At 45.0% G+C, this 14,930-nt stretch carries 15 protein-coding genes; 8 read left to right on the forward strand and 7 right to left on the reverse strand.

What is annotated here, in order from left to right; genetic code table 11:
• Nucleotides 1-271: 271 nt before the first annotated feature.
• Both HL061_RS00865 and HL061_RS00870 read left to right on the forward strand, forming a co-directional pair.
• Nucleotides 272-2,389 (forward strand): hypothetical protein, encoded by a 2,118-nt coding sequence (locus HL061_RS00865; RefSeq protein WP_252962412.1) that lies wholly within the window; start codon nucleotides 272-274, stop codon nucleotides 2,387-2,389.
• Between the two features lie 55 nt (nucleotides 2,390-2,444).
• Entirely contained in the window at nucleotides 2,445-4,028 is a 1,584-nt protein-coding gene (locus tag HL061_RS00870) for a hypothetical protein (RefSeq protein ID WP_240364972.1), read from the forward strand.
• Between the two features lie 110 nt (nucleotides 4,029-4,138).
• Here the strand turns inward: HL061_RS00870 and HL061_RS00875 are convergent, their stop codons facing one another.
• A complete protein-coding gene (locus tag HL061_RS00875; RefSeq protein ID WP_240364971.1) occupies nucleotides 4,139-4,654 on the reverse strand; it encodes a Spy/CpxP family protein refolding chaperone in 516 nt (171 codons plus the stop codon).
• Nucleotides 4,655-4,929: 275 nt separating this feature from the next.
• On the opposite strand from HL061_RS00875, the gene HL061_RS00880 reads away from it, so the two are divergent.
• From HL061_RS00880 to HL061_RS00900, 5 genes are all read left to right on the forward strand, one after another.
• Nucleotides 4,930-5,616: a response regulator transcription factor gene (locus HL061_RS00880; RefSeq protein ID WP_252962413.1), complete on the forward strand. Its 687-nt coding sequence runs from the start codon at nucleotides 4,930-4,932 to the stop codon at nucleotides 5,614-5,616.
• Entirely contained in the window at nucleotides 5,616-7,211 is a 1,596-nt protein-coding gene (locus HL061_RS00885; RefSeq protein WP_186474587.1) for an ATP-binding protein, read from the forward strand. The genes HL061_RS00880 and HL061_RS00885 overlap by 1 nt, the downstream gene beginning before the upstream one ends.
• Nucleotides 7,212-7,455: 244 nt before the next feature.
• Nucleotides 7,456-7,659, forward strand: a complete 204-nt coding sequence (locus HL061_RS00890) for an ESPR domain-containing protein (RefSeq protein ID WP_071001493.1) — start codon at nucleotides 7,456-7,458, stop codon at nucleotides 7,657-7,659.
• Between the two features lie 44 nt (nucleotides 7,660-7,703).
• The gene (locus HL061_RS00895; RefSeq protein WP_071001494.1) at nucleotides 7,704-7,913 is read left to right on the forward strand and encodes a hypothetical protein; all 210 of its coding nucleotides are present in this window, start codon (nucleotides 7,704-7,706) and stop codon (nucleotides 7,911-7,913) included.
• On the forward strand, nucleotides 7,837-8,082 hold the full coding sequence (locus HL061_RS00900; protein WP_252962414.1) for a hypothetical protein: 246 nt from the start codon (nucleotides 7,837-7,839) through the stop codon (nucleotides 8,080-8,082). Before HL061_RS00895 ends, HL061_RS00900 begins: the two co-directional genes overlap by 77 nt.
• A gap of 135 nt (nucleotides 8,083-8,217) precedes the next feature.
• Here the strand turns inward: HL061_RS00900 and maiA are convergent, their stop codons facing one another.
• The gene (maiA, locus tag HL061_RS00905; protein WP_197496765.1) at nucleotides 8,218-8,865 is read right to left on the reverse strand and encodes a maleylacetoacetate isomerase; all 648 of its coding nucleotides are present in this window, start codon (nucleotides 8,863-8,865) and stop codon (nucleotides 8,218-8,220) included.
• Between the two features lie 139 nt (nucleotides 8,866-9,004).
• Here maiA and HL061_RS00910 point away from each other — a divergent pair, with 139 nt between their 5' ends.
• Nucleotides 9,005-9,862, forward strand: coding sequence for an IclR family transcriptional regulator (locus tag HL061_RS00910; RefSeq protein ID WP_071001496.1), 858 nt, complete (start codon nucleotides 9,005-9,007; stop codon nucleotides 9,860-9,862).
• A gap of 118 nt (nucleotides 9,863-9,980) precedes the next feature.
• Here the strand turns inward: HL061_RS00910 and HL061_RS00915 are convergent, their stop codons facing one another.
• From HL061_RS00915 to HL061_RS00935, 5 genes are all read right to left on the reverse strand, one after another.
• Nucleotides 9,981-10,205 carry a hypothetical protein gene (locus HL061_RS00915; RefSeq protein ID WP_212563575.1) on the reverse strand — a complete coding sequence of 75 codons (225 nt, stop codon included), beginning with the start codon at nucleotides 10,203-10,205 and terminating at the stop codon, nucleotides 9,981-9,983.
• Between the two features lie 245 nt (nucleotides 10,206-10,450).
• Nucleotides 10,451-11,026 carry a VOC family protein gene (locus tag HL061_RS00920; protein ID WP_071001498.1) on the reverse strand — a complete coding sequence of 192 codons (576 nt, stop codon included), beginning with the start codon at nucleotides 11,024-11,026 and terminating at the stop codon, nucleotides 10,451-10,453.
• Between the two features lie 97 nt (nucleotides 11,027-11,123).
• Nucleotides 11,124-12,413 carry a fumarylacetoacetase gene (gene fahA / locus HL061_RS00925; protein ID WP_058024264.1) on the reverse strand — a complete coding sequence of 430 codons (1,290 nt, stop codon included), beginning with the start codon at nucleotides 12,411-12,413 and terminating at the stop codon, nucleotides 11,124-11,126.
• Nucleotides 12,414-12,613: 200 nt separating this feature from the next.
• Nucleotides 12,614-13,810, reverse strand: coding sequence for an amino acid aminotransferase (locus HL061_RS00930; protein ID WP_252962415.1), 1,197 nt, complete (start codon nucleotides 13,808-13,810; stop codon nucleotides 12,614-12,616).
• Nucleotides 13,811-13,967: 157 nt separating this feature from the next.
• Nucleotides 13,968-14,915: a LysR family transcriptional regulator gene (locus tag HL061_RS00935; protein WP_071003594.1), complete on the reverse strand. Its 948-nt coding sequence runs from the start codon at nucleotides 14,913-14,915 to the stop codon at nucleotides 13,968-13,970.
• Nucleotides 14,916-14,930: the final 15 nt, after the last annotated feature.

The raw sequence follows: 14,930 nt of genomic DNA on the forward strand, positions 1-14,930 counted from the left end.
AAATAAATACACTTAAATAGTAACGAAAATAGCAAATAGTAGAAAGTTGTTTATCATATTTTGTCATTTGAGTTTTTATATGATGTGCAGTATGAGTGGTCTTCTATCGATACATACATAATTAGTGTCATGTAAATTGTGCAGAGAAGCTCACTAGCCAGTGAAGATTTTCTTTAAAAATAAGTCTTAATATTACTAAATTGTAACGTCTTGTGATATAAATAACACTACTAATGTACATCCGTTAACGACTGGCTATAAAGAGATACTTATGTCATCAAACCATGTTAATAACCGTAATCGACAGTGCCACTCTGAGATGGCGAGTAATTATTTGCCTATCATCAACAATAAAAATAATAATGGTCATGTATCTCAAACAAGCAAATTAACCTCTATCGCTTTGCTAGTTGGTAGTGCGTCGCTTGTGCTTACAGGTTGTCAATCAAATCCGACTGCCTCAACGGATGTGGCAGCCTCCAGTACCCTTATGGATTTTAGCACTGCAAATCCTGCTCAGAGCCAACGTCAAGGTCACGCTTTTACGGCTAGTCAAGAGGCCCAAGCTGAGCGTTACGCGCAACTGTTTAATCAAGAAAAATATCCCAACACTGAGCACCAAGCCAAGGCGCATTTATTGGCAGCGATTCGCCAGCATTTGGCAACAGAGCATGTGGCCGTCGCGCAAGCCAATTACCAAGCAGTACCATTTATCGATGCCGATAGTATTGATGCAGGCTCAAGCAGCTTACTCAGAACGATTATAGAGACCTATGCCTATCAGCCTAAGGGAATGTACGATAGTAGCGATGATGAAGCGCAAGCTGAGGCTAGAGCAGAATTAGCAGCGGTAGGTGTAGAGTCGAATAAATGCAATGAAAACGAAGATGATGACGCTTATGAAGTCTGTGTGGTAGAGGGTATTAACTACGATTATGATGATGCGAAAGATTCGATAGAGTCCGACTATCCTAGTGACTATTATAAGTCTAGAGCAGAAGCTGAAGCAGAAAGAAAGGCCATTGCTGCTATATTGTCTGAAGCAGGGGAGAATGAGCCGACGAGCAGTGATGCTAACAGCGATAACGAGTATGCCTACGATGGAGCAGATGATTACAGTAGTGACGACTATGATAATTATGATGAATACAGTAGCGGTGGTGAAGGCATGCTCTCCGGCATGTCAGGGTTAAACCCGAAAACATTGGCTGCAAAATATGAAGCCATGCAAATGGCAAAACAGCGTGCTCAGACAGAGCTGACCAATAGCGAGGAGCTATCAATGTCTTCTACTGGCTTGATTGGTAACATACTGACGATGTTCAGCCGCACTCCTGAGCAAATCGCTGCATCCAACGCCTATCAATATCAGCATTTGACATTCAATAGCGTCAGTCAGTACAACCCAAAACAGCGGCAATTACAAAGCGTCTATAGCTACGACTATGCCACGCCAACCGTTAGCTCATCCATACAGATACCAGTGGCCTTTGATTTTAACAACAGCAGTGTCACGCTTGATCCATCGGCAATCATGCCAATCGTTGCGCTCGTCAATCCTGAGAACACCCCGCTGCCGTCGCAGATGGCCTCACATACGGTCAGCTTTGGTTTGCCTGACAGTATCACGGCGCAGTTGCCACCAGCAGTGCTTTATGATGCGGTGCTAAATGCCATACAGAGCAGCATGGCAGAATTGGCACCTGAGCATTTTAGCGCCGTAGACATCAGTGGTGATGCGTTTGCCAAAGAAGTTGGCGCGACTCGAGTAGTAAAAGTTTATTTTGGCAGTCAGCAAAGTGGTGAAATGATTGGTAAGACTCTGAAATATGTGACCAAGTCGTTGCAAGAGTATGTGGATGCCAACCCAGAAAAATATCCTAATGGAGCCATGCTAAAAGCCGCGCTTGCCAAAGCACAGCTATACAACAAAGGCTACCAAAGTGCGGATGTGGGTTCGCTACTACAGCTGATCGAAGCCATTGGCCCTATCTCTTTTAATCAGATTAATTACTATTATTTAGATAACTCAGATCGCCTGCTTGCCAAGCAGCAGCGCGTCAATATCGGTGGTGATTTACTTGGCTCTACGACGACCATGCTCAATCAAGTCCGCTATGATAAAGCCAGCTTTGACCACCATGCCCTAACGCCACTATTGGCAGAGTCATTTGGCTCAAATGCGGTAGCGCCTATCGATGGCAATGCATGGATAGCAGCACAGCGCCAGAAAAAAGACAGACTACAAACGGCACGCTATGCGCGTTACGATTATGAGGATGGCCGCTTAGAGACTGATTATAGTAGTGACGAATATGACAATCGTTATGATGCAGAATCAATTGATGAGAGCCGTATTGGCGATGCTAAAGATGATAATGAAAAATAGAGACGACGTCGCATTAGCTTATCGCATTTACGCATATGTCTATTAAGGATAAAAAATGAAAAAAGCACATCAAACGCTTACACTACGTCTGTCATCTATGATGAAAAATCACTTATTATTGACCAGTACATTGCTGTCAGGAGCATTACTCTTAACGGGTTGTCAATCTGCCAATTTGAACCAGTCAAATGCATTGACAGTTAAGCAATCACCTAGCACCGCTAAAAAGACATTAGCGACTGCATTACAAAAACAGCGCCGGCAATCGTTCAGATACCATAGTAATATCGAGATCAGTAACCGCCAGCAACGTACGGCAGCATCTGGCACACAAGTCGTGGCATCAGATTATGTGGATGCGCACTGCGAAGAGACACATGACCAAGCCTATGCGGCATTGATCATGCAGGCAGAAAAACAAAACAAAGATATTTTAGCTGCAGATTATGATGACAAGCGCGATGCTCTTAAACAGTCTTATTTTGAGTGCGTCGATGCTTATTATGCGTGGGAGGAGCACCAGTACGATAGCGATGTGACAGTGCCAGCAGGTTATCAAGCGCTGTTTGATAATTATGAAGACAAACCAAAGCCGCTAGATATAAAAAAAGCGCAACTGCTAGATGAGTACTTGCTAAAACCGTTATCTATCAATGCTCAAGGCATCTATCAGCCCATGGCGGGCAAGGCGACGATGCTCGCCAGCGCCCAGTATCAAGCGCGCAATCATCATAGCAGTATCAATCAGCCTGTCTACATCGACATGAAAAATGGTGATATCTATTTATGGGCAGATAATGTTGCGATGTTCAATTCTGAGCTATTAGACGATAAGCTCGGTACAAAATGGCGAAACAAATGGTTAAAAATAGCCATTGATGATGGAACATTGCCCAAAGGGTTCGGCCGTGAGGTAATCAAAGCCCACTTTGCCGCGTTAGATCTGACGTATGATGGAGCCCCTGTTAGCCAGTTCGATTATGTCGCGCCCAATACGCTTGCCGCGCTCTCGTCCAAGTTGCCGGCGCATCAGCTATCAGCAATGCTCTCAAGTGCCCAAATCATTCGCCGAGTACAAAGCTTTGAGAGTTATCAAGAGGACTATCAAAATTATCTGCAAATCTTCTACAAGCGCATTAGCCAAAAATATCCGGAGCTGGTAAAAGAAGCCGAGCCTATGACAGCCTTTGAGACGATTCAAAGCTCAAAGGAACTCACTAGTAAAGCGATGGTGCAAACAATACTGGCTATGATAAATGCTCAAATAAATGATGAAGATAAGACGGAATCTAAAGTCGCTGCAAACGCCACAGTAGAAGAGCTATATGGATTTGACAAAAGTGGTCAGCTCAAATGGCAGCATCTGCACCGCCAATTAGATAACACTGGCAAAACTGCGCCAGATAAAAGTATGACAATAGATGTCTTGCAGCAGTATTCTGTTATTAATAGCAAAGACAAGGCATTCCCAAATCTACCACGTGAGGTTCAGACACCAAATGCGAGCAACAGTATTGATCTGCGAGACTATGCGTCAGAGTTGCTGGAATATTATCGTGACGGTAATGGCACAGCAGTGGGTAAAATGATATTTAACATGATGCCAATGGCGAAAGAACGTTTTGGGGCGACAGACTAACTGGAAGATAGCATCATTGAGTGTTAAGTAGGATACTGTCGTAAAAAAGCGCATCGTATAAACGGTGCGCTTTTTTTAATATGGCCATCACTTATGTTGTGACAGACTTTTTACATGCCTTGATGATGTGGCTTGTCATGGCCTTTACGATCTTTTAAGTGCTTACGACCTTCTTCTTGTCTTTCTGATTTGAGCTGTTCCATTTTTGCACGCTGCTCAGCGGTCAACACCTGAGAGATGGCATGCTGCGTTTGGACGCGCTCAATAAAGCGTTGTTTTGCTTTTGCCGCTTGCTGATCGGCCAAACGATTTACCGCCGCGTTGTTCAACGTACTTGCATTGGTCAGTGCTTGTATTTGTTGTTCCATTTGTGCGCGTTCTGCCTGATGTTTTTCACGGTCAGCTACGCGGTCGCCATGTTTTTCTTGCATGATGGCTTTGATTTGCGCTTGCTGCGTCGCTGTTAGATTCAGTTTTGACATTGGGCCTCTCATGGCGCCGTCTTTATGGTTCTTTTGCACTTGATTCATTGGCGCGGTGTCAGAGGCTGCATTGACACTAGAACATGCTGTCACAGTAAATACGCTAGAAGCTGCTAATATTGAGCCCAATAATAATTTTTTCATGATGACATCCTTTAACTACAGTGAGTTTGGTTAAGTAAACACTAAAGTCTTATCTTGCAAGCATCGCATTCTAAGCGCTATTAATCGTTGTGATTGGTCGTCTTAAAAGTGCAGGTCTTGCGGTTGATAGAAGCTATCTTACGGCAGTTAAAGGTTACGAACATTTATGAAGTATTAAGAAAGGTAACGTTTATAGCGAATTGACACGCGCTTGCCTGATAATATGGGCAAGTAAATGAATAAAAGCCAATTAAAATCATGGAAAGGAGGTGAGTGTGCCAAATATATTGATAGGCGATGATGATGAAGAATTGACTCAGTTACTACAAGAGTATTTGCACAACCATGGTATTCATTGCGACTGTGTCCATGATGGGGCGGCAGTTATACAACGATTAAAAGCGGTGGCGCATGATGATTCCGCTTATGATTTGCTCGTCCTCGATATCATGATGCCAAAAATAGATGGGCTAAGTGTGCTGCGGCAACTGCCAAATATCAGTGATATGCCCGTGATTATGCTGACGGCAAAGGGTGAGGAGATTGATCGTATTATTGGTTTGGAGCTGGGCGCTGACGATTATATCACCAAGCCCTGTAACCCCCGCGAGCTACTAGCGCGTATCAATGCTGTGATTAAGCGTACCAACACGACCACGTCTGAGCATACGCCGCTACCAGAGAGTCGCTTGCATCTTGATCAAAATCAGCGTGTTTGTGAAATAGATGGTGTGGCGCTACAAGTGACGGGAACAGAGTTTGACTTACTCGTGGCGCTGCTCAAGCAAAAAGGAGATGTGGTTAGCAAAGCATGGCTGTCAGAGAATGTCTTGCAGCGTGAGTTGCAGCCTTTTGATCGTAGCCTTGATGTGCATGTGTCTCGCCTGCGCAAAAAACTTCAGCCTTTTCATGACGAACCAATAAAAGCAGTGCGCGGTAAAGGCTATCAACTGGTGCTCTAATGATAAAAACTTCCAGTAATCCCGTCAAATCACCGAAATTCAAAGTGCGAATCACGCTGTTTTGGCGTTTATTCCTGAGTCTATTACTGACGATACTAATTACCTCACTGTTATCCATTATGGTGGAGCGCTGGCTGGCTGAAAAAGAGCTAACGGCTCGTATGGACGTACAAATTGAGAGTCTATTAATTCAGCGTCAAGAGATGGTCGATGCGCTGCGAGTGGGTGATTTGATAGCTGTCAGGCAGATGTATCGTCAAGATCGACGCCTCATGAGTCAAATCAGAGTCTACGATGAGCAAGGCGCTATTATATTTCCGCGTTATCGAGATAGAGACGAGCGCACGCAAGGACGTGGGCAAAGCGGCCAGCAGTCGATGGAACGTGCCATGCAGCAACCACTGCCGCCACCGCCTAGAGCTTACGATAATAAACCAAGCAATCTGAATGATGAGATGCTCATAAAACAGCCTTCTGTTTTGCACGAGATCCTAAAACCAATAATGTCGAGCAGTGCTGCGATAGCGGATATTGATGCGCGTCCTGAGCTGGCAGACATCTCGGTTGAACTGCCTGATGGACAATCAGTCATCATACAGTTGCGCCCGCATTTACGTTTTGCAGATGTGGTAGAGCTACAGCATGGCAATTTTCCCATACGTTTATTATTGATTATTGCTTTTAGTGTATTGGTTTGTGTCTGGCTGAGCCGTACGTTGACTCAGCGTATTGGACGTGTGCAGAGTACCGTGCACCGTATGATTGATGGGGACTATCAAGCCAATCCAGCGCTATCAAAAATGGGTGATGATGAGCTGGGATTACTGGCCAAAGATGTGGCTCATTTGTCAACGAGACTGGCTGATAGTGAGCTGGCGCGTAAGCAGATGCTCAGTGATATCTCGCATGAGCTGCGCTCACCGCTCGCGCGTCTCGATGTTGCAACTGAGCTGACTCGTGATTTTGCACCCAACGCCCATCGTTATTTAGACCGTATTGACAAAGAGTCTGCGCGGATGAATGAGTTAATTGAGCAAATTATCCATATTCAATCCCTACAAATGCAGCAATACACGATTGATAATTTGGAGAGCGAAGCAGTCGATTTGTCCGAGATTATCAGTGACATCGGGCAGGATGTGTGTTTTGAGTTTCAGCATAAAGAGGTGAGATGGCAGTGGCAACCACCTGAATATTCATTTGCCAATGACTTAAAAAGCGCTTGGACAGTACAAGGCAATCAAGAGCAGCTGCATAGTGCACTTGAAAATGTCGTTCGCAACGCTTTTATGCATACGGCAGCGGGCTCAACAGTCATCGCTGAGATGAAAGCGGTGCAGATAGATAATAAGATGCCTGCGATTCAAATCAGTATCACGGACGAGGGCGGCGGCGTCGCTGACAATGACTTAGAACGTATCTTTCAACCCTTTGTCCGTCTCGACACGGCTCGTCATCGTGATACTGGCGGTTATGGGTTGGGGCTGGCTATTGTTCATGCTGTCGTGATGGCGCATAAGGGGTATATCAACGCCCATAATCGACGAGATGGTGTACTAGGATTGGTGGTGCAGATAGTATTACCGATTAAATAGTAAAATTTATCATGAGGAAGAGGAAAAAGCTCAACGTATCAGTAGATGCTTTTCATGGATTGATGTTTCATATTCTATCCAAAAGAAAATGTCTTATTTCTCAAAAACTGAAACCAGTAACACTTCAAAAGGCTGCATGATCCCTAATTCATAACTCGTTTTATTTGGTCATATCGATTCTCTTGCACCATAGATTTTATTTCTGATTTTTTAAATCTGACAAATCTGTAAGGGAGTATACATCATGAACCGCATCTATAAAGTCATCTGGAATGAAGCATTGAATTGCTTTACCGCAGTCGGTGAATACGCAAAAGGGCGTGGCAAATCTTCCAAATCTAGTGTTAGCGCTAACGCTACTATCAATACCACATCCAATGTATCTGCTATCAAGACATTACGCTTAAGTGCCATAGCACTTGGGCTAATGAAGGCAATAACAAAATAATCAATGTCGCTAATGGGGCAATCAACTCTACGAGTAAAGATGCAGTGAATGGCTCACAGTTAGATAACTTAGCTAAGAGCGTCGCCGCTAACAAAACCAAGTACTATAGTGTTAATTCAACCGCTATTGGCAATGTCAACAACGATGGCGCAACCGGACCCAATGCTATGGCGATGGGTGGCAATGCTAGTGCTACTGGCGGGCAAGACATTGCCATTGGTAGCGGTCAAAGTGGTCAGAACACCTCGCTATAAGATTAATACCGAATCAGGCGGCGCCGCCTCCATCGCTATTGGAGCAAAGGCATTATCTAAAGGTGCATTATCTACCGCAATTGGTGTGCAGTCATCGTCATCTGGTGTTGCGCCTTCTGCCTTTGGCATCGGTGCTTCAGCAAGCGAAAAATGCCATGGCTGCTATTAATGCTTTTGTAGTATGTTTCATACGAATCCTTGTAAAGAAACTTTGAGTGATAGGGCGGTTAAGAGTCGATATCATTTACAATCAATAGTTAACATAATAATACCCTTATCAAGTCCTGTTTTAATATATTGATATTTATGCATGTTTTGGCGCATCAGGCTGCACCATAGGATCGGCATCTACAAAAGCTTTTAGTGTGCGGCAATGCGTATCAATAGCGACGATATTGGGATAAGGAGTCAGGTCTACCTTAAAGCGCCGCGCAGAAGAAACCTGCGGGATCAGATAACAATCTGCAAAAGTGGGCCTGTCACCATAGCAGAACTGTCCACGGTTTTTATCTGCTGCCAACCGTGTCTCTAACGCTGCAAACCCTTCAGTAATCCAACGATTGCACCATGCAATGACTGCCTCTTTATCTACTGACAACTCATTACGTAAGTACTGTAAAATACGGCGGTTATTAATCGGATGGATATCGCAGCCAATCATCGCACTTAGCGCACGCACGTGCATGCGACCAGCGGCATCTTGGGGCAATAAAGCGTGCTCAGGGTAGGCCTCTTCTAACCACTCCAAGATAGCGGGACTTTGGTATAATAATAAATCGTCCGCTCTTAAGACTGGCACCAGTCCTTGCGGATTAATCGCTTTAAATGCGTCCTCTAACTGCTCATCTTGTGCCAGATTGATCGCGATATCATCATAATCTAAGCCTTTTAAATTCAAGGCAATACGGGTACGGTGAGAAGTACCACTGCGAAAATAGCCGTAAAGTGTCATCATTGTTTATATCCTTATTATGAGAAATTGTGAGTGAGTGATAAGTATGTTTGCCCCGCTGAATTTTATAAAACAAGTCTCCTTACTTTATAAGACATATATCCTTTAACCTAGACAGATACACTAGAGACGAGCTATCATGCCAGCAGATAAAAATTTTTTAGATAAATCCGTCACGAGTAAAAACCAGAGTGGCATCCAGTCACTTGAGATTGGATTGTCGATACTAGATGTGCTTATCGATCGCCATGAGCCTATGATGCTAAAGGATATCGCTGAGGCCATGCAGATGCATCCCGCAAAATCCCATCGTTACTTGGTCAGCCTCATTCGCAAAAACTATGTTCGCAAGCTTGATGATGGTCGCTATGGGCTTGGCGATAGAGTAAATGCATTGGCAGCATTAGGACATACTGAGCTCAGTCAAAACAATCTCTTGGCGCGTCTCACGCAGGTGGCCAATGAGATTAAAGATACCCTAAATTGCGGTGTGCAAATTGCTAAGTGGTTTAGCGAAGGCCCAATTATTATTCAGTCCGTTGAACCAGACAGTCCGATTAGCATCATCACTCGCATCGGCTCACGTATGCCTTTGACGACATCAGCTACAGGACAATTGTTTGCCAGCTATCAATCTGACGCGGTCATTCAGCCATTGGTCACCGCTGAATGGCAGTCGAGTAATGCCGCAGCAGATATGACAGAGAGGTGGCAGAATTTTGCTCAGCTGCAAGCCAAGATACGTACTCAAGGCTATGCGACAGTGACAGGCGATATGCTCATGGGTATTAATGCCATTACGATACCTGTGATATTGCCGCATTTTGCCAATAGTACTGCTAATCTATCCGCGAGTAGTGACAAAACCGCTAGCGAGGCTCTGCCGCTAGAATATGCCATTACTATCATCGGCACCACAGAGCAACTACCAATGAGTGAGCAACAGAACGTGGTTGAGCAAATACTAGCAATCGCACAGCGCTACCAAATAGCATAGCCAAAATGTTAACTACAAGCTGATTGGCTATAGTAGAACCTTAATAAAATTAATACAGCATATGCATCATAGGTGGCACCCGGCTTACTGAGAGTGGCAGACGGATAAATTTCAATCTTTAAACGGCCCTTTGAGTCTTCTTCGATTTTTTGGCCCATGGCTCCAATGCTTCGGTATTGATGTTGTCATTGGCGGTCATAAAGTGTGAAAATCTCAGTGTCGTCACATCGTCTGTATTGGTATCCGCGCTTTTGGCTTGTTCATTTTGATCATTGTTAGAACAGCCAGTCATCGCAACTGAGGCGGCGAAGAGTATGCCTAAAGGGAATGTTACTTTCCTCATTGAGTCCTTTTATGATGGTGAGATATGGTTCGCAAGCTATGCCATCTCTTCATTATAGTCGAACCACTATTAAAGTGTTACAGCGTTAGCCTCGTTTAGCCTACTACTGTAGTACTTGCACTCGTCTGCCTTGTACCACTTTTAATATTGATTGACTATATTTTGAACTGATCACTACTTATCTAATTTCAAAGTAATGATTGATAGATAATGTAAAAAAGGTAGCAAGTAGAAAGACGACGCAGTTACTCTCCGACAGGCGCAATGTCACGGGCTTCAGCGAACTCATCACTGTGTAAAAACTGTGTGTGGGCTGGGGCGCGTTTGGTACGAGACCATTCATCTAGCATGTCGTGCTTGATGGCGTCTGTAATCATCGAGACTTTGTCCTCTGAGGTCGGGTCGTCATAGGTCAACTCGAGACGATGCCCATTAGGATCAAAGAAATATATCGAGTGAAAGATACCGTGATTGGTCACGCCAATGACATCAATACCTGCACGTTCTAGTTGTTCTTTGGCGGCCATCAGCTCATCACGATCTTTGACTTTGAGCGCCAAGTGTTGCACCCAGTTTGGAGTATTGGGGTCAAAGCCCATTTCAGGCTGGTTGGGCACTTCAAAAAACGCCAATACGTTGCCATTACCAGCGTCCAAAAAGACGTGCATATAGGGGTCAAAGGCTTTGGTCGAAGGTACATGGTCTTCTGCAAATGCCAAGATAAAATCCATATTGAGGTTTTTCTTGTACCATTCGACCGTTTCTTTGGCATCCTTGCAGCGATAAGCCACATGATGGATTTTTTCAATTTGAAAGCTCATATCCAACTCCTTTTGATAAGGCGTAGCGTGAATGTATGAGAAATATGCTCCTAACGGCTCAAATCCACTGTCACTACGCCTTTTTTCTATGCCATTATTATTTGTTAAAATCAAAGCTAAGTGCGGGCAGTATTTTGCCGCGTACTTCCCCAAAGCCAATGCGCACACCGTTCTTTTCGCTATAGCCTTTCATAATGACGGTATCGCCATCTTCGATGAAGGTGCGCGACTCACCGCCCTCAAGTGCTACGGGTTTGGTGGCATTCCAAGCGATCTCTAGCATCGAGCCATAAGAATCAGGCGTTGGCCCTGAGATTGTGCCCGAGCCCATCATGTCACCGACTTCAACTTTGCAGCCAGTGATGGTGTGATGCGTCAATTGCTGCGCCATTGACCAATACATGTATTTAAAATTGGTCTCGCAAATAACCGTAGCCGTTTTTGCATTTTCAGGCAGTAGCTCGACCGACAGATTGATATCAAAGCTGCTCTCTTTGTCTTTTTCATTGAGATAAGCCAGTGGTTCAGGCTCTTGGGTTGGGCAAGCGGTGCTAAATGGTGCCAATGCATCCATCGTCACTATCCACGGAGAAACTTGCGAGGCGAACGTCTTGGCATTAAATGGGCCTAAAGGGACATATTCCCACTTTTGGATATCTCGAGCCGACCAGTCGTTGAGCAGTACCATACCAAAGATATGATCAGCGGCATCGTCTACGGCGATTGGTTGACCGATATGGTTGCCTTTACCAACGACAAAAGCGGTCTCGAGCTCAAAATCCAAACGCTTACAGGCGGTGAAAACAGGACGCTCATCAGGGTTAGGCTTTAGCTGACCTGAAGGGCGGATGATATCAGACCCGCTAATGATGACGGTGCTGGCGCGTCCGTTATAACCAACTGGCATTTCCGTCCAGTTGGGTAGCAGGGCATTGTTTGGATCGCGGAACATCGTACCGACGTTGGTCGCGTGTTCTTTCGATGAATAAAAATCGGTAAAGCCAGGTACTTGAACAGGTAGATGCATGGTAACGTCTGCTTGCTTGAACAGCGCCTTTTTTTGCAGATCGGCATTGTCACGTAAGTCGCTGTTGTCACTAGATAGTAGCGACTGAATGGTCGTGCGTGCTTTTGTCCAATTGTCTCGACCAGAATCAATAAAAGCGTTTAGCGTCGACTGATCAAAGTAAGGCCCACCATTTAGGCTCAGTAACCCTTCTGACTCTAGCACAGACAAGTCTAGTACTTGATCGCCAATGGCAACCCCTGCACGGCGAGCACTATCTTTAGTGTCGCTAAAGATGCCATAAGGCAGATTGTGGATGGAAAAGTCAGAGTCCGCTTTGATGTCGATAAAAGAGGTGAGAGTACTGTCAGTCGTTGACATGGTTTGCTCCTTGCTAAAAATATAATTTAATTACGTTATAGTTAATGACTTACGTATAATGTAATTTATTGATATGTTGATTGCAAGTTTTTTGTGCCATGTCTTTTGCTTGCTGATTGATGAAACAAACCCTAAGCACAAAAAAAGGCCGAGCAATCGCTCAGCCTTTTTTCATTTCTTAGTCTTTACTTCTGATGAATTTAGTCTTTTAAAACATCTGCCATCGCGTTGGCCACATAGTCGATGTTACTGGTATTTAGGCCAGCTACACACATACGTGAGTTAGATACCATATAAATACCATACTCGCTTTGTAGGCGCTCGACCTGTTCAGGCGTCAATCCAGTAAAGCTAAACATACCGTTTTGACGCGTGATGTAGTCAAAATTACGGTTAGGGATTTTTGCTTCTAGTACCGATTTTAGCTTTAGGCGCATGGCTTTGATACGGTCACGCATGGCATAGACTTCGCCAACCCACTGCTCATGTAGCGCTTCATCGTTCATGACGATATCAACCACATGACCACCATGTGATGGCGGGCTTGAGTAGATGCGGCGTACCATCGCATTTAGCTGACCAAATACGCGCTCGGCTTCGTCTACGGTGAGACAGACGACTGATAGACCGCCAACGCGCTCGCCATATAGCGATAGGTTTTTAGAGAATGAGTTGCTGACAAACAGTGGCAAGCCCATCTCAACGGCTTTACGAATAGCGTAAGCATCGCTGTCCATGTCTTCGCCAAACCCTTGGTAAGCGATATCCATGAATGGAATCAATTCACGTGCTTTGATGACGTTGAGTACCGTGTCCCATTGCGCTTGAGTCAAATCCAGCCCCGTTGGATTGTGGCAACAAGGATGTAGCAAGATCACATCGTGTTTGTTCAGTGTTTCAAAAAACGCAATCATCTCATCAAATTTGATGCTGCTGTTGGCTTTGTCGTAGTACGGGTATTTGCCGACTTCTACGTCAGAACCTTCAAAGATAGCGATATGATTGCCCCATGTTGGATCGCTCACATAGCACTTAGACTGCGGGAACCATTCATGGATAAACTCAGCACCGACTTTTAGCGCGCCAGAACCACCGATAGTGGCGATGGTCGCAACCAAACCGTCTTTTAAGATTTGTGCGCCTTTACCGAACAGCAATTCCTGACAGCCTTTGCGGTGTCCTGGCAAACCTGCCATTGGTAGATAGGGGCGCGGCGCGATAGGATCAGCGATACGCGCTTCAGCTGTTTTTACACAGTCGAGTACGGGCAGTACGCCATCTTCATCATAATAAATACCAATGCCTAAATTAACTTTATTGGGATTATTGTCCGCTGAGTATTTTTCCATCAGCCCTAAGATTGGATCGCCAGCGTAATAATCGATACGTTCAAACATGCCATTTCCTTATAAGAATATAAACCAAGCAGCCGAAAATCATAGAGCAAATTGCTGATGAACTCAACACGCGAGTGCGTTATCTTGCGCAATTAATAAAATAAATCACCAAATAGCTTATCTCTTTATCTGGCAGATGAGTTTGTGGCGTGATGCATCACTTAATCGACAGTGTTTCAGGCTGATGTAAGTCGTGATAATGGGTGGCAAAGTAAGTCTGCAAAAACTGCTTAAAGGCGATGGTTGCAGGAGACAGCGCCCGTGAGGCACGCTGATAGATAAAGAACTGGCGCATTTTTATAGGCTGCGTCAATGGGCGCATTTGCAAGCCATTGGCGCTGACCCAATCAATGACCTCAGGCATATAGGGAAGGCATAAGGTAATGCCGAACCCTTGGCGGGTCATCTCAAGCGCGGTGGACATAAAGTTGACTTTGTAGCGCGCTTGCTGAATCTGAGCGGCGATAGCGTCATCCAGCTCGACTGTCACCTGCTCAAGAAACGGGCCTTGTAGAGTGATAAGTGGAATATCAAGCAACTCCTGCCAAGTGATTTCGTCTTTTTGCGCCAGTGCATAATCGTTTGGCATAACCACGCAAAACGGCAGCTTGTATAACAGATCAGCACCGATATCATCTTCAGTTTCTATAAAACCAAGTTCAGTACCAACCCCCAAATCGACCTCGATGTCTTGAACATGCTTGAGCAAATTTTCTGCTGAGCAATCCAATAGCGACACCCCGATATTTGGATATTCCTTAGCAAATTGCGCGATGACGGCGGGCAGGGAGGATGCTGCAAACTGCGACACCGCTAATCGCACTTGACCTTGCGCCAAGCTGGTCAAGCTACTTGCTTCATTTTCGAACAGCTGCATCTCATTCAAGATACGCCGCGCTTGTGGCAGCAGATGGCGTCCGACAGCGGATAGCGACAACTGGCGGGTAGTACGGTCAAACAACACGATGCCAAGGCCAGTCTCCAGCTCTTTGATCAGTCCGCTAACAGCAGATTGGGTCAGATACATCTGTTCGCTGGCACGAGTGAAGCTGCCGTTGTCAGCGACTTTGATAAAAGCGGTCAGTTGACGAATGCTGATATTCATAAGTAAACCTGATAA

This window comes from Psychrobacter sp. PSP, assembly GCF_024085615.1.
In the GTDB taxonomy this organism is placed as follows: domain Bacteria; phylum Pseudomonadota; class Gammaproteobacteria; order Pseudomonadales; family Moraxellaceae; genus Psychrobacter; species Psychrobacter pacificensis.

Bases quoted from the DNA above. Each gene is read 5' to 3' on its own strand.
- HL061_RS00865 (WP_252962412.1), top strand. From the start codon at position 272: ATGTCATCAAACCATGTTAATAACCGTAATCGACAGTGCCACTCTGAG.
- HL061_RS00870 (WP_240364972.1), top strand. From the start codon at position 2,445: ATGAAAAAAGCACATCAAACGCTTACACTACGTCTGTCATCTATGATG.
- HL061_RS00875 (WP_240364971.1), bottom strand. From the start codon at position 4,654: ATGAAAAAATTATTATTGGGCTCAATATTAGCAGCTTCTAGCGTATTT.
- HL061_RS00885 (WP_186474587.1), top strand. From the start codon at position 5,616: ATGATAAAAACTTCCAGTAATCCCGTCAAATCACCGAAATTCAAAGTG.
- HL061_RS00890 (WP_071001493.1), top strand. From the start codon at position 7,456: ATGAACCGCATCTATAAAGTCATCTGGAATGAAGCATTGAATTGCTTT.
- maiA (WP_197496765.1), bottom strand. From the start codon at position 8,865: ATGACACTTTACGGCTATTTTCGCAGTGGTACTTCTCACCGTACCCGT.
- HL061_RS00910 (WP_071001496.1), top strand. From the start codon at position 9,005: ATGCCAGCAGATAAAAATTTTTTAGATAAATCCGTCACGAGTAAAAAC.
- HL061_RS00915 (WP_212563575.1), bottom strand. From the start codon at position 10,205: ATGAGGAAAGTAACATTCCCTTTAGGCATACTCTTCGCCGCCTCAGTT.
- HL061_RS00920 (WP_071001498.1), bottom strand. From the start codon at position 11,026: ATGAGCTTTCAAATTGAAAAAATCCATCATGTGGCTTATCGCTGCAAG.
- fahA (WP_058024264.1), bottom strand. From the start codon at position 12,413: ATGTCAACGACTGACAGTACTCTCACCTCTTTTATCGACATCAAAGCG.
- HL061_RS00930 (WP_252962415.1), bottom strand. From the start codon at position 13,810: ATGTTTGAACGTATCGATTATTACGCTGGCGATCCAATCTTAGGGCTG.
- HL061_RS00935 (WP_071003594.1), bottom strand. From the start codon at position 14,915: ATGAATATCAGCATTCGTCAACTGACCGCTTTTATCAAAGTCGCTGAC.